At 62.0% G+C, this 14,450-nt stretch carries 15 protein-coding genes; 7 read left to right on the top strand and 8 right to left on the bottom strand.

Annotated features, from left to right (window positions below; genetic code table 11):
- The first annotated feature begins 48 nt into the window (after nt 1-48).
- A complete protein-coding gene (locus RGV59_RS11105; protein ID WP_046384607.1) occupies nt 49-828 on the top strand; it encodes an IclR family transcriptional regulator in 780 nt (259 codons plus the stop codon).
- 1 nt (nt 829) lies between these two features.
- On the opposite strand, the gene dacB is transcribed toward RGV59_RS11105, so the two are convergent.
- The 6 genes from dacB to RGV59_RS11075 all read right to left on the bottom strand — a co-directional run bounded on the left by dacB (nt 830) and on the right by RGV59_RS11075 (nt 7,477).
- On the bottom strand, nt 830-2,287 hold the full coding sequence (gene dacB, locus RGV59_RS11100) for a D-alanyl-D-alanine carboxypeptidase/D-alanyl-D-alanine-endopeptidase (RefSeq protein ID WP_126586193.1): 1,458 nt from the start codon (nt 2,285-2,287) through the stop codon (nt 830-832).
- 130 nt (nt 2,288-2,417) lie between these two features.
- Nucleotides 2,418-4,832, bottom strand: a complete 2,415-nt coding sequence (locus RGV59_RS11095) for a TonB-dependent siderophore receptor (RefSeq protein WP_126586191.1) — start codon at nt 4,830-4,832, stop codon at nt 2,418-2,420.
- A gap of 111 nt (nt 4,833-4,943) precedes the next feature.
- Nucleotides 4,944-5,879 (bottom strand): glutathione S-transferase family protein, encoded by a 936-nt coding sequence (locus RGV59_RS11090; RefSeq protein ID WP_102618660.1) that lies wholly within the window; start codon nt 5,877-5,879, stop codon nt 4,944-4,946.
- Between the two features lie 76 nt (nt 5,880-5,955).
- Nucleotides 5,956-6,231, bottom strand: a complete 276-nt coding sequence (locus RGV59_RS11085) for a GIY-YIG nuclease family protein (RefSeq protein ID WP_026140234.1) — start codon at nt 6,229-6,231, stop codon at nt 5,956-5,958.
- Nucleotides 6,232-6,267: 36 nt separating this feature from the next.
- Entirely contained in the window at nt 6,268-6,738 is a 471-nt protein-coding gene (locus tag RGV59_RS11080; RefSeq protein ID WP_102618664.1) for a nuclear transport factor 2 family protein, read from the bottom strand.
- Nucleotides 6,739-6,838: 100 nt separating this feature from the next.
- Entirely contained in the window at nt 6,839-7,477 is a 639-nt protein-coding gene (locus RGV59_RS11075; RefSeq protein ID WP_256580893.1) for a DUF1120 domain-containing protein, read from the bottom strand.
- 275 nt (nt 7,478-7,752) lie between these two features.
- On the opposite strand from RGV59_RS11075, the gene RGV59_RS11070 reads away from it, so the two are divergent.
- Nucleotides 7,753-8,820 (top strand): IS630 family transposase, encoded by a 1,068-nt coding sequence (locus RGV59_RS11070; RefSeq protein ID WP_126586189.1) that lies wholly within the window; start codon nt 7,753-7,755, stop codon nt 8,818-8,820.
- A 52-nt stretch (nt 8,821-8,872) separates the two neighbouring features.
- Here RGV59_RS11070 and RGV59_RS11065 read toward each other — a convergent pair whose 3' ends face one another.
- Together RGV59_RS11065 and RGV59_RS11060 are read right to left on the bottom strand one after the other, a co-directional pair.
- Complete coding sequence (locus RGV59_RS11065) at nt 8,873-9,508, bottom strand: response regulator transcription factor (RefSeq protein WP_026140231.1); 636 nt, start codon at nt 9,506-9,508, stop codon at nt 8,873-8,875.
- 181 nt (nt 9,509-9,689) lie between these two features.
- Entirely contained in the window at nt 9,690-10,517 is an 828-nt protein-coding gene (locus RGV59_RS11060) for a response regulator (RefSeq protein WP_082107800.1), read from the bottom strand.
- A gap of 414 nt (nt 10,518-10,931) precedes the next feature.
- On the opposite strand from RGV59_RS11060, the gene RGV59_RS11055 reads away from it, so the two are divergent.
- The 5 genes from RGV59_RS11055 (at nt 10,932) to RGV59_RS11035 (ending at nt 14,401) form a co-directional block, all read left to right on the top strand.
- Complete coding sequence (locus tag RGV59_RS11055; RefSeq protein WP_017848664.1) at nt 10,932-11,561, top strand: DUF1120 domain-containing protein; 630 nt, start codon at nt 10,932-10,934, stop codon at nt 11,559-11,561.
- 44 nt (nt 11,562-11,605) lie between these two features.
- Nucleotides 11,606-12,226 (top strand): DUF1120 domain-containing protein, encoded by a 621-nt coding sequence (locus tag RGV59_RS11050; protein ID WP_322246947.1) that lies wholly within the window; start codon nt 11,606-11,608, stop codon nt 12,224-12,226.
- A gap of 63 nt (nt 12,227-12,289) precedes the next feature.
- Nucleotides 12,290-12,916 carry a DUF1120 domain-containing protein gene (locus RGV59_RS11045; protein WP_046488637.1) on the top strand — a complete coding sequence of 209 codons (627 nt, stop codon included), beginning with the start codon at nt 12,290-12,292 and terminating at the stop codon, nt 12,914-12,916.
- Nucleotides 12,917-12,972: 56 nt separating this feature from the next.
- Nucleotides 12,973-13,599 (top strand): DUF1120 domain-containing protein, encoded by a 627-nt coding sequence (locus tag RGV59_RS11040; protein WP_017848661.1) that lies wholly within the window; start codon nt 12,973-12,975, stop codon nt 13,597-13,599.
- Nucleotides 13,600-13,678: 79 nt separating this feature from the next.
- Nucleotides 13,679-14,401, top strand: a complete 723-nt coding sequence (locus tag RGV59_RS11035; RefSeq protein ID WP_102618657.1) for a fimbria/pilus chaperone family protein — start codon at nt 13,679-13,681, stop codon at nt 14,399-14,401.
- Nucleotides 14,402-14,450: the final 49 nt, after the last annotated feature.

Here is a 14,450-nt window from a genome sequence, read left to right as displayed (position 1 = left end):
CGTCAAGCTATAAAGACGCCCACTCATCTCTCGGATTCCCGTTGCCCCATGGAAAAGCCCCGCGACACCGGTAAACAGAAAGTCCGCTCGGCCGAAGTGGGCACCGACATCCTCAAGGCCCTGGCCGAACTGTCGCCCTCCACCTCGCTGTCGCGCCTGGCCGAGCATGTGCAGATGCCGGCGAGCAAGGTTCACCGCTATCTCCAGGCCCTGATCGCGTCGGGCTTCGCCGAGCAGAACAGCGCCACCAACCATTACGGCCTGGGTCGCGAAGCATTGCGCGTGGGCCTCGCCGCACTGGGCAGCATGGACGTGCTCAAAGTCGGCGCCCTGCCCCTGGCCGAGCTGCGCGACGAGTTGAATGAAACCTGCTTCCTGGCGGTGTGGGGCAACCAGGGCGCGACCGTGGTGCAGATCGAACCGGCGGTGCGCGCGGTCACCGTGGTGACGCAACTGGGCTCGGTGTTGCCGCTGCTCAGTTCATCCACCGGGCTGGTGTTCAGCGCCTTTTTGCCAGCGCGGGAAACCATCGAATTGCGCGAGCGCGAGATCCAGGCGGGCATCGCCCACGCCCTGGCGGACGACCAGGCCTACGCCAGCGCCTGCGAACAGATCCGCGCGCGTGGCTTGCACTTTGTGCATGGCCTGCTGATGCCGGGTGTGGATGCGTTGTCGGCGCCGGTGTTCAACGCGGTCGGCCAGGTGGCGGCGGTGATGACCGTGGTCGGCCCCACCTCGCTGTTCCATGCCGATGAAGACGGCCCGGCGGCGCAGCGCCTGCTGGCGGCGACCCGGGCGGTGAGTTGGCGGATGGGCTACCAGCCCTGAATCAATCGTGCCATTGCGTCAGGGCGACCGCCAGGCGGTTCTCCAGAGCGCGGACCGGTGCGGCGTCGCTCAGGTAGTTGTTGCTGATCATCGAAAACACCAGGCGCCGCCCGTGGACGTCGGTGAGGTAACCGCTCAATGACGACACGCCGCCCATGGAGCCGGTCTTGGCATGCAGGTTGTCTTGCGCCGGCGTGCCGCGCAGGCGATAACGCAGGCTGCCGCCGCTCATGCGCGCGGGGTTGCCGGCAATCGGCAAGGCGTTGTACCACGCGTCGAACCAGGGTTGCCTGGCCGTCGCCAGCAGCAGGTCGGTGAGCGTCTGCGCCGACACCAGATTGCGCCGCGACAACCCCGAACCGTCCACCTGATTCAGGCTCGCCGGGTCCAGCCCCTGGCGCCGCATGAAGGCCGCCACCGCCGCCACGCCCGCCTGCGCGGTTCCGACGTTCGCGGTCTGGCGGCCCATGGCCTTGAGCAAGGCTTCGGACATGCTGTTGTTCGAGAGCTTGAGCAGCGGCGTGATCAGTTCCTGCAACGGGGCCGATTGATGCTCCGCCAGCAGCCGCGCCGTCGCCGGACTGCCGCCCCCGATCACTCGACGGCCCAGCACCTGGATGCCCTGCTGCGCCAATGCCTGTTCAAACAGATTGGCCACCAGTTGCGTCGGTTCCCACACACTCACCCATTGCCGGCTGTGCTTGCCCGGCGCCAGCGCGCCCGTGAGTTGCAGCAGGTTGGTGCCGTGCTGGCGCGTGATCCCATAGCTGTTGCCGGGGCCGCTCACCGCACGGTTGCTCAGTTGCACGTAATCGGTGGCCGGGCTGATCGCCACACTGACCGGCTGGCCGGGGCTCATGGGCGCGGTGGCGGTGACCATCAAGGTGCCCGCATCAAAATCAGAATTGGGTGACACGGTCAGCGCCGAAATCTGCGCGCCGTAGTAGGTGCTTTCATCGTCCTGAGCCCAATCCACGCCGAGGCGCTGCGCATCGAACCAGCTGTCGTCGAACACCAGATCGCCCTGCACCTGACGCACGCCCTGGCTCGCCAGTTGCGCGGCGAGTGCCTGGTAATCGGCGAACTGCGTGGTCGGGTCGCCCAGGCCGCGCAGGTACAGGTTGCCGTTCAGGCGCTCGCCTTGCTGCGTGCCGTCGCTCAGCAGTTGGGTGGAAAACCGATACTGCGGGCCCAGTACATCCATCGCCGCCGCGGTGGTCAGCAGCTTGAGGTTGGAGGCCGGCACCAGCCGCGTGCGCGGGTTGTGTTGATAGAGCGTGTTGCCGCTGCGGGCGTCGCGCACCACGAGTGAAACCGTGGCGCCATTGAGGGCCGGGTCGGCCAACAGGCGGTCCAGGGTTGAAGGGCCGGCGGTCGGCGCAACGCTGGCGCAGCCCCCCAATAAAACGCTCAAGCCGACCAGCATCGCGCTGGTGTGTAACCCTCGTGCAAACCGCATCAGTACCGTTTTCCGCAAAGCCGTCAGTGGCGGCAACGCTAACAGCTCATGCCGTTTGTGGCGAGAGAGCGTGCTCGCGCTGGGGGGCGAAGCGCCCCTGACAGGCTCGACCACTGCCCTCGCCGCCGGCTCAAAACTCCAGCGTGCTGGACACCGACACCTGCCGCGCATCCCCCATCGACACAAACACCCGGCTGGCCGCCGAGGTGTAGTAGGTGCGATCGAACAGGTTCTTCACGTTGAGCTGGAACTTGACCTTCTGCCCGTCGATTTTGGTGTTGTAGGAGGCGAACACATCGGCCACGGTATAACCCGGCAGATTGAAGCTGTTATTCGCATCGCCTTCGCGCTGGCCGACGTAACGCGCGCCAGCACCGACGCGCAGATCATCCCCGCCGATCAAGCTGCCGACGTCATACACCGCCGACAACGAACCGGTGTGCTTGGCCACGTTCTGCAGGCGCTTGCCTTGCAGCGCCGGGTCTTTGGTGACTTCGGCATCGGTATAGGCATAGCTGCCGATCAGGCTCCAGCGCTCGCTGAGCTGGCCGCTGGCATCCAGTTCCAGGCCACGGGAGCGCACTTCGCCGGCCACGCTGTAGACCGTGTCGACACCGGAGCCGACGGACACCAGCACGTTGCGCTTGGTGATATCGAACAGCGCCGCGCTGGCGGTGATGCGCCCCGGTATGTCGAGCTTGGTCCCCAGCTCCCAGGCCTTGGATTGCTCCGGCTGCAGGTCGCCCTGAAGCACGCTGCCATCGTTCAGCGCGGCAATGGTCGAGTTGGGTTTGAACGACTCGGTGTAGCTGCCGTAAAACGACAGTTCGTCGGTGTAGCGGTACACCAGGCCGGCACGCGGCACCCATTTCTGGCCATTGCCGTCGGTATTGGCCTTGAACGGCACGCCTTTGCCGGCGTATTGGTCGTACATCTGATAGCGCGCGCCGCCCACCAGAATCCACTGGTCGGTCAGGTGAATCGCATCCTGGAAGAACAGTGAGTCACTGCGCAGCAAGTCGGTCTGCGCGCTGTCCTTGGCGCTCACCGTGGTGCCTTGCACATCGTTGCCATACACCGGATTGACGTAGCTGAAGGCACTGCGCTGCGCCTGGCGGATCAGTTCGGCGCGATAGATCTTGCGGTACTCATCGTCGAGGCCGAACACCAGATCATGCTGCATGCCGCCCAGCTTGACCTTGCCTTCCAGGCTCGCCGTGGCGAAGCGGTCGGTGGTCAGCGCACCACGCGTGCCGTCCATGCTGCGGGTCAAGGTGCCGTTGCTGTTGACCGAGGCGATACGCACCTGGCTGGCGTCATAGGTTTCGCGGTTCCAGCTGTAGCCGACGTGCGCCTTCCAGTCGTCGTTCAGGTCGTGATCGGCCTCCAAGCGATACAGGTCGGAGCGGCCTTCCATGTTGTTGAACGGCTCATCCAGGCGCCGGGTGGCGGGGATGTCCAACGGGTGATTGGTCTTGGGGTCGATGGCGGTACCGCGGTCGAACGGCGAGAGAAACTCGCGGTGTTCGTAAGCGAACACCACCTGGGTGGTGTCGCCATACCAGGCCAGGGATGGCGCGATCAGGCTCTCGCGGTGAGTGCCGTAGTTGCGCCAGTAGTCTTCGTCCTCGTGGTCGACGATCAGGCGATACGCCAGCCCGCTGTCGCCGATGGGCCCCGTGGTGTCGAGGTTGCCGCCGCTGCCGTTCTTGCCGTTGCCGAAGGTGGAGCCACGGACGGTCAAAGAGGTGGACTGCAGCAACTGCGGCTTTTTGCTGACGATATTGACCACGCCGCCCGGGTCCTGGATGCCATACAGCAGCGACGACGGGCCCTTGAGCACTTCAACCCGTTCGGCCGTAGCGTTCAGCGCCCGGCCCTGCACCACGGGCATGCCGTCCTGCATGATCGAACCGTTACGGTTGTCGCCAAAGCCGCGCAGCATCACCGCATCCTGGGTGCTGCCGAGGGTGTTGGCCTGGGTGATGCCGCTGATATTGGCCAGGGCGTCATCCAGGTTGCGCGGTTGTTGATCACGCAGCACTTGGGCGGGCACTACGTTGACGGTTTGCGGGGTCTCCAGCAGCAGGCCACGGGAACGCATGACCGAGCTGGTGGGTGGCGGCTGGTAGCTGGTGCTGTCGGCGGGTTCGGCGACCGCGCTGATGGTGGTGGCGCCCAGGTTCAGCGCGCCGTCGCTGGGCACGGGCTCCAGGGCCAGGGTGCGGGCGTCGATCTGGCGGAAGGTAAAACCGGAGCCGCCCAACAGGCGTTGCAGGGCCTGGGTCGCGCTCATCGGGCCGCTGACGGCCGGGGCGTTGAGGCCGTAGGGGGCTTCGTCGGTGTAGATCACACTGAGCCCGGTGACCCGGCTGAAATCACTGAGCGCCTGGGGCAGTGGCTTGGCCGCCAGGGCAAAGTTGAACTGGGCACTTTGTTGTTCCTGCGCCTGCGCCACACTCAGGGGCAGCAGTGCCAGCCCCGATACCGTCAAGACCGAGGCTCCCAGCCACTGTTTAACCCAACCGCCCGCCGTCGATTTCATGCTTGTGAGCACCCGTGTAGAAAACGCTGTTAATGCGAATAGATCGCAGTTTCAAGCACTACACGGATGGGCGTCGGGTTTACCTCACCTCCGGTTGAAAATAATCCGGTTTTATTGCGCCTGAATGCAAAAGCCCAGGCGCGGGAAGTGAACATGCACGGTGCCGCCACGTTCGTCGGTACGGCGCAGGATCAGTTCTTCGCGGCCGGCAAACAACAACTCACCGAGCACCGGGTCGGTGCCGTAGTCGGTGGCCGCAATGCTCACCTGCTGGCCGGCCGTGAAGCCATTCAAGTCCTCGAACACTTCAGCGGGCAACGCCGCCGGGGTGGCGTGACGCGCTACGTCAAGGGCTTGCTCGGTGCTCATCTCGGTGGCGGTGCCATGGCCAAAGCTCAGCACACGGTCGAGCCAGGTGGCAACGGCGGGATGTGCGTCAACCAACGGCGCGGTCACCACCGAGCCTTTGAGGAACCACAGCGGATGGGCCAGGGAAAAGTCGGCAATCGAAGGCTCACCGAACAGAAAATCTCCCTCTTGGTGCTGCAATTGCTGGTCGATGCGGCTGATGATCGCCGGCCATTGATGCTTGGCCTGCTCCAGATGCAGACGGGCTGCGGTGCCGCCGCTGAACAGCTTGGCACGATCGGCCACCAGCACTTTGAGCATTTCGGGCGGCACTTTGGCGAACTTGGCCGCCAGGGATTCGGGCTGGAATACCAAGGCCACGGCATGGGCGAACACCACCGAATCGGCCCAGGCGGCGAACCCCTGGGCGACCAGTTCCAGGCCTTGGGGAAACAGCGCCGGCCCGGCTTTTTCCTGTTCCAGGCGGTGCGCGATCAGTGCTGTGTCACAGTAGATGTCGGCGCCGATCTGCAGCACCGGAGTCTTGCGATAGCCGCCGGTGAGGGCGATCAGGTCAGGCTTGGGCATCACCGGCGAGATCAGCACCGAGCGCCAGGACAAGCCCTTGAAGCCCAGGAGCAGGCGGGCTTTTTCCGCGAAAGGGGATTGCGGGTAGTGGTGCAGGATCAACTCAGACATGCCAGGCTCCGCTCAATTAAATGAGCATTCAGCTTAGCCTGCAAAATCACGCGTGGGTGAAATAGGCGCCCATCAATCAGGTCAATGAGCCACTCGCCGCCAGGCATTCCTTGGCGCTCTTCTTCAGTTTTTTGATCAAGCGTTCCTGGCGCAGCGCCTCGCCCTTGCTCGCACACTGCTCGGTGTACACCAGCGCGACGGCGGGGCTGGAGAGGAAAAACCGCGCGCCCTTGCCGCTTTGATGGGAGGCAAACCGGCGCAGCGGATCATTGCTGATGCCGCAATACAGTGAGCCGTTGGCGGCACGCACCAGGTACACGAACCAGGGCTTGGGTTCAGGAAGATCAGTCACGGGTCGATTCGGCGAACCAGAGGAGCGCCAATCTTATCAACGACTGGCCTGAAATGCCCTCAGGCCTTTGAGCGCCTGGGCGCGCACGGCGTTTTTCAGCGCGGGCGACCAGCCCAGCAGCAACCCCTTGAGGCCCAGGGCCTGGCGCGACCAGCGCCACAGGTCGAAGTGGTCGTGGTGTTCGCAGATCTTGCCGTCGCGAAACACGAAGCGCGCGCCAATGTCGTTGACCACCGTGTTGCCGGTCGCGCCGAACAGGTACGTTGCCACCCAATGGGCGCTGCCAGTACTGTCATCACTGCGCACGTGGTCGAAGGTCAGGGAAAAGTCCTTGGCCCGCGTGGTGAGCATGCGCCACATATCCCCGGCATCGCGCCCGCGCAGCTCGCCGAACGCCGGGTCGCTGAACACCACGTCGTCGGTGTAGCAGGCGGCCATGGCTTCGGCATCCAGATGTTGGAAGGCCGTATAGAACTCGGTGATCAGGACGTTGTGGGCATCACTCATGGGCAACATTCGCACGATGGTCAGGGGTGCTGAACGATAATCCTCGTAACACGGGAAAGCCATGGTTATTCATCACGAGAATAAGTGATACCTGGCGGGGTTAAAGGTAGATAACGTCCAAAGTGGCGCTGCCGTCTATCTGGATTTCTTCCTCACCCGGCAGAGAGTCTTTGGGCGCGAGGACTGTACTCAACATCAGGTCTGTCTTAAGGGTCGTCACTGCCACGGGAATTATATTACCGTTACTCACGGTGCGCAGCCAACGTGGTTGCCACATTGCGTTATCGGCAGCAAACCACGTCTCTTTATCGATGGACTCAATCACGGCTCTCGGTTGTTCGTCGGCTGTCACATCGTTCATCTTAAGTTCGTACCTGCCGATCTTTTGCCCACCACTTGCCAAGCCCAAACCATACACGGTGAGCGGGTCATGTGACGGTGATTGAACAGCCGCAGTTCCGGCTCGATTGTCCAGACTCCTGACTGCCATCAAAGTCGGCGCGTCACAAGTAACCTCCAAGTTTATCGTCGCCGCTGGCAGTACCATCTCCCCCAGTCTAGGAAAATCGTTGATCGAGATCTTCCCATAATCCACCGTACCGGCATCAGATAAAGTTGGCGTACAGGCCGACGGAATGATAGTACCGACCACGCTGATATCCACACTGGATGCGGCCATTACATTAGAAACACCGGCCAGCAAAAACGCGGCGGCAACAAGTACACGGAACGGTTGCATAATAGGCTCACTTTCGGTCATTACTTGATGAGCCAGGCAAGCGCACAGACGCGCTTACTTTAACTCGTCAGCAAGACAAAACTATTAGAATGAAGTGTATGCCCCGACCAAACAATGCCAGGACAGCCATCACAAGTTAAGGGGTAACTCATTCAAACTTAATACAAGTAATACGATACTCAGCCACTGCCTGACTCACTCTAGTGTGCTGTCTCTGAAATAAGTTTCTAACCTGAGCTATGCTTCTGTGGTCAGTCAGTGCTTGGAGTGATCACATGAACTCTCAGGACATCGTGCTCAGTGAAGACGAACAAACTGAACTGAGTCGGCGCATAAGATCAGCCACGATCAGTCAGCGTGACGGTCGTCGGGCGCGGGTGATTTTGCTAGCCGCTCGAGGTTGTTCTCGTAACGAGATCGCCCAGTTGACCGGTCTCTCCGTTGTTTCAGTCACCCGCTGGTGCAAGCGTTTTCAAGAGCTGCGTCTACAAGGCCTGGTGGATCTGCCCGGGCGAGGTCGTAAGCCGTCCCTACCGGCCGAAGCGTTGAAACGGACCCTTGAGCAAGTCACTCAGCCGCGTATTGGCCAGCCTCGCTGGAGCTGTCGAAGCATGGCGCGAGTGGCCGGTATCTCACCGGCCAGCGTCCAGCGTATATGGGCCGCCAACGACATAAAACCGCACCTGACACGCACCTTCAAACTGTCCAACGATCCAAACTTCGAAGAGAAATTTTGGGACGTCATTGGGCTGTATCTGGATCCGCCGGATAAGGCACTGGTGCTCTGTTGCGATGAAAAAAGCCAGGTTCAGGCCCTCGAACGCACTCAGCCTGGACTGCCTTTGGGAATTGGGCATATCCGCACGCAATCGCACGATTATGTCCGCCACGGCACCGTTACCTTGTTCACCGCGCTGGATTATCTTCAGGGGCATTTGATCAGCAGCATTGAGCGCCAACATCGGCATCAGGAGTGGCTGGAGTTTCTCAAAAAGATCAATCGAGAAACGCCCAAGCATCTTCAGCTGCATTTGATCGTCGACAACTATGCCACGCACAAGCATCCAAAAGTGAAGGCGTGGCTGGAAAAGCATAAACGCTTCCACATGCATTTCACTCCGACTGCCAGTTCATGGATGAACATGGTTGAACGCTTCTTTCGCGACATCACGGTGTACCTGCGTGACGGCAGTTTCAGTTCGGTTCGCGAACTGGAGAGCTCAATCACCATGTTCCTGGCACTGCGAAATGCACAGCCAACTCGCTACGTCTGGAACGCCAAAGGAGAAGACATTTTGAACAAGATACAGCGAGCCCGTGAGGCAATGGCCTCACAGGCATGAGGAGCTTTATTTGTGAGACGGCGCACTAGCACCGTCATGAAACTGCAACTTTCTACGGCACCATGCCCGCCGCACGCGCATAAGCGAACAAATCCACATCGGTGGAGATGCACAGCCGGGTCATCGCGGTGCTTTTCTGCTTGCTGATGGTCGAGATGCTGCGGTTGACCCGCGCCGCGATCTGGCTGACGGTCATGCCGCTGGCGAGCATCCGCACCACTTCGCGCTCTTTGCCGGACAACTGCGGCACGGCTTGCTGATTGCCCGTCCCGGCCTCCGCCAGTTGTGCGCGCAGACACTCGCTGACGAAGGTGCGCCCTTCACTGACGGCGGCAATCGCCAGGGGCAGTTCGCGGGCCGACGCACTTTTGGCCAGGATCGCCCGCGCGCCCTGGGCAAACGATTCGCGCAACGTGGCGACATTGGCAAACATGGTCACCAGAATCACCGGCAAGTCCGGGTGCCGGCGCCGCATCAGGCCGAGCAAGCCATAGCCGTCGGCTTGCTGGTTACCCGGCATGGCGAAGTCCGTCACCAGGATATCGCACGGGGTGCTGTCCACCAGCGCCAGCAACTGATCCGGGCCGTCGGCCTCGGCGACAACTTTGCACCGGCCATTGGCTTCTATCACCACTTTCTGCCCGATACGCACGATGGGATGATCGTCAGCAATAATTACGCGAAGCATGAGCACCACCATGATGGCAACTTGAATCCGCGCAAAATACTCCCGGATCGGATCGGCAACAACCGCCCCCAAACGCCGTAATGGCAGATAGCCCAGCAATCCTTGGGAGCAGAATTTTACCCCACAGAAAAAAAGGAAATTGCCCACTCTGAAGACCTACAGAAGCCATCGGTCTTAGCTGTCATCCTTTTCCTAATAGCGACAAATATTTCAGATACCCCATCAAGTCGCTGCGCAAGGCGAGCAAGCGCTGAAGGTGCATGGCCACGCCGTCGCGGTTGATCGCCTCGATCAACTGATGACCGCGCATTTCCAGCGGTGTGGCGCCGAAGAACGCCACGCTGCCGATCAAGCGGTGCAAATGCTCGACCGTGGCCTGCGCTTGCAGGCCGTCGGTGGCCTGGGCCAGTGCATGCAGATCGAGCTCGGCCTCATACACCAGGCTCGCCAGAATGCCGGGCAGCGCCTCGCTGCAGCCGAACAGTTGCCCCAACCGGCCGCGACTCGGCCAGCGCCCCTCTACCGCCGTGACCGGCTGCGCGGTCTCGCTGATACGCGGGCCGGGCAGCCAGTCGCCGAGGACTTGGCGCAGTTGTTGAAAGGTCACCGGTTTGGCCAGCCAGGCATCCACGCCCGCAGCCTGGCACTGCTGGATTTCGCGCGCGCCCAGCTTGCCGGTGAACGCGATGACCGGCACGCGCTCCGCGCCGTCGCGCAGTTCGCGGCGGCGCAGCTCGCGGGTCATGGCATAGCCATCCATCACCGGCATTTGGCAGTCGCTGAAAATCAGGTCGGCGCGGCTGACGTCCAGAATCGCCAGGGCAGCCTGGCCGTGCGCGCACACTGCAAATGCCAGCCCCAACCGCTCCAGCATCGCGCCCATCAGCAGGCAATACGCGGGATGATCGTCTACCAACAACACCTTGAGCTCACGCCAATGCCGGGTTGACGCCGGCTGTGCGGCCAGGTCATCCCCTGCTCGGTCGCCTGGGATAGGGCCTGATGACATGACTACCTCAAATTCAATAAGCGCACGGCGCGGGGATCGGCAACCTCAATGGCCGACAGAACATCCGCCGACATAGGTACCGGGTACGGCACGCAACACGCCTGGCTGTTCGAATGTGCTGTGAAGATGTATCGGCCGGAACGCTATTTGAATTAGGCCGCCTGCGCGATACAACAACTACGAAACCCTTATATTTCCTACACACAAAAAAACGAGTTCCGACAAGTCGATTGGGCGTGTGCGACATCCGCCCATTGTCGTATTTGTTGTATTTGCCCGACGCCCTCCCCCCGATAGATTGCCCGGCATCCCCAGAGCGGGACGCGACCGGCCACTCCAGGCGGTCGCCACCTAGTTACCGACGGGTCCCCCCTTGCCCCTCGGCAATCAGTTTTGCATCGGAAGCTCGATCACATGAAAAAGCCCTTAGCCGCATTCACCGCCGTCATCGCCCTTGTCGGCAGCGGCATGACCTTCGCCGCCAGTACCGTGGAATTGACCGTCAAAGGCGTGATTACCCCAAGCGCCTGTACACCGACGTTGTCCGCCAGTGGTGTGGTGGATCACGGTAAGGTCTCGGTAAAAGACCTCAACCTCGACAGCCCGACCAGCCTGCCCACCGCCAGGCTGCAACTCAATGTGGACTGCGAGGCCGCAACCCTGTTTGCGTTGCGCACCACCGACAACCGCGCCGGGTCGTCAATCTACGGCTTCGGCTACGGCCTGGGCCTGATCAACAACCTGCAGAAAATCGGCACGTTCTGGCTCTCCCTGAGAAATCCGGTGGCCGACAACGTCGCCGTCGAGCCCATCGAGTCATTAGATGGCGTGAGCTGGCAAGCCATTGACGATGTGGTTTGGCAAAACCCGTACATGGCGGCGTTTGGCGACAGGTCGAACGGTCAGGATCCCAAGCCGATCCCGATCAAAAACGTGATCAGCGAGCTGGTGATCGACACCCAGATCGCCGCCGCCAACAGCCTGGACTTGAGCAACGAAGTGCTGATCGACGGCTCCGCCACGATCGAGGTCAAGTACCTGTAACTCATCATCCACGCAGGGCATTGCCCAGAGAGGTTGTTCATTTCATGGATAAATATTTCCCCGCATTGTTGGCGAGTCTGCTGCTGGCGAACGTGCCCAGCACTTTAGCCAGCAGCCAGGCCGAGCTGAGCGTGAGCGGCGTAATTACGCCCAAAGCCTGCACGCCGGGCTTGGCTGAGGGCGGCACCATCGACCACGGAAAGGTGACCGTGCGCGACCTCAACCAAGACCGAGACACGTTGCTGCCGCGCAACACCCTGCACCTGAACGTGCGGTGCGAAGGCTCGACGCTCTTCGCCATGACCACCATCGACAACCGCCACGGCACATCGGTGATCCCCAACCACCACGGCCTGGGCACGACCCCCAACGACGAGAAACTGGGCAGCGTTTCGCTGAGTTTGAGCAACCCCATGGCGGACACCATGGCCGTGCGAACCATCGTGTCGCTGGATGGCGGCACCACGTGGACCCCCGGTACGCAGTTGGGCCACCTCAACCTGCTCGCGGTTGCCGCAATGGACAACCCCACTCAGCCAATGGCCGTGACGATCTTCGAAGCAGACATTGTGCTCTACACCCGAATTGCCCGTGCCGATGGCCTGACCCTCACCGACGAAGTCCTCGTCGACGGGCACACGACTCTTGAGATGAAGTACCTGTAACAGCGTAACCCCCTGTCCCCCTGGACCCCTGTATTCCTATCCATCCCTGGAGCTTCACCCGTCATGAAAAAGCTACTGCGTACCAGCGTTACCGGCGTACTGATCGGCTGCGCTTTCCCGGTGCTCGCCGCCTCCACCGTTGACCTGACCGTCAAGGGCCTGATTGTGCCCTCGGCGTGCATGCCGAGCCTGTCGGCCGAGACCATCGACGTCGGCCGGGTCTCGGTCAAGGACCTTAACCTGGACACCCGGACCCAACTCACCCCGGTCACCCTGCAAATGGGCATCGACTGCGAAGCCTCGACCCTGTTTGCCCTGACGGCCACCGACAACCGCACCGACTCGGCAAACAGCATCATCGAATATGGCATCGGTAAGACCAGTGCCGGTCAGCGTATTGGCGGCTACCTCATGTTCCTCGACCAGGGCGTCGCCGATAACACGCCCGTCGGGATGATCCGGTCGTCGGACAACGGCACCACCTGGAACTCTATGCGGCCAGACATGGGCTGGCAAACCAATCAATGGATCTCGATCCAAGAGATCGGCGCGGCGCGGGTGCCTGTGCCGGCCCAGAACACGCAGGTGGCGCTCTCGGTCAAGCCATTCATCCTGCCGGCCCAGGGCCTGACGATTACCGAAGACACGGTGATCGACGGTTCGGTCACGGTCGAAGTCCTCTACCTGTAACGCCACCGCCTTGCCCGATGCCCGTACCACCCGTTCAACACCAGGTAACTCAAGCCATGAACCTGCTTACTCGCTTGCCGGCCCTCACCCTTCTGTTGGCGGCGGCGCCCTTGGCCTTCGCGCTCTCGAGCGTGGAGTTGGACGTCAACGGGCGAATCACCCCCAGCGCGTGCAGCGTATCGCTGTCGGACAACGGCCTTGTCGACCACGACAAGATCCTGGCGACGACGTTGCATCCGAGTGAGTTCACCGTGCTGCCGAACCAGCAGATGGGCTTGAGCATCAGTTGCGAAGGCCTGGTGTTGTTCGCCCTGGTGGGCATCGACAACAAGCGCGAGTCATCGCTGGCGCCGGATTATTTTTATGGGCTGGGCATGAACCCCCATGCCCCCGACGAACGCCTCGGGTCGGTCAGCCTGTCGTTGCGCGGCCCGGTAGGCGATTCGCAGCCGATGCAAACCCTGACCTCATCCGACCAGGGGGCTAGCTGGAAACCCGAACCTAACATGTACCCGCGTCTGTTGATGGGCTTTGCCCGGGCCGGCGATACGCTGCCCGCGCCGATCCGGCAATTGGTGGCGTCCCTGCGGGTCGACACCTCGATCAGCCCGGCCAACACCTTGACGCTCCACGAAGAGGTGCCCCTCGATGGCTCGATCACGCTGGACCTGCGTTACCTCTGACACCGTGCCGTCGGCGCCCCGGTCACCCACCGCGCGCATGTCGGCCCATTTGAAGCGCCCTGTATAGAAGAGCCCTGTTATGAACTCGTTTTTTTCCGTTTGGCGCTGGCTGCCGCGTCTCTGCTGCGTGGCACTGGCCGTCCTCGGTGCAACCGTCGCGCGTGCCGACGGCATGGTCCCGGACACCTCGGTGGTGATCGTCAACGAGGCCGATGGCGAGGCCACGGTCTCGGTCACCAACACCGACACCAAAATGGCCTTGCTGCACGTCACCCTCGAAAACATCCCCGAGGACAGCGACACGCTGCTGTTCGTGACTCCACCCCTGACCCGCGTCGAGGCGTCCAAGAGCCAGTTGGTGCGCTTCATCCTGCAAACCCAGGCGCCGCTGCAAACCCAGCGCCTCAAACGGGTGATTTTCGAGGGCATGCCCGCCCAGCGCGACCCGGCCCAGCTCGGGCGCGCGCAAGTGGGCGTGACCGTGCGGCAGAACCTGCCGGTGATCATTCATCCCAAGGGGCTGGCGCCGAATCGCACGCCGTGGCTGGGCCTGCAATGGACCTTGAAAGCCGACCAGCTCAGCGTCCACAACCCGTCCCCGTATGTGGTGCGCCTGGCCCAGGAGCTGCAACTGCTGCCCGGCAACGTTTCGGCGATGCTGCCGCGCACCTATGTGCTGCCCGGTGAAACGCTGACCGTCACCGCCAGCGGCGCCGGCGCCGGCGCCACCAGCGTGCGCCTGCAACCGGCCACGGTGTATGGCTTTGCGGTCGCGCCCCACGACGCGCCCATAAGCCTGTGATGCAACGGCGCCCAGGGACACGACGGCGCCACTATCACGAAGTGGCCAC

It is taken from the genome of Pseudomonas sp. FG1, assembly GCF_034313875.1.
Lineage (GTDB): Bacteria > Pseudomonadota > Gammaproteobacteria > Pseudomonadales > Pseudomonadaceae > Aquipseudomonas > Aquipseudomonas veronii.
The sequence above is the reverse complement of the archived record's forward strand: the minus strand, read 5'-3'. Positions and strand labels throughout refer to the sequence as shown.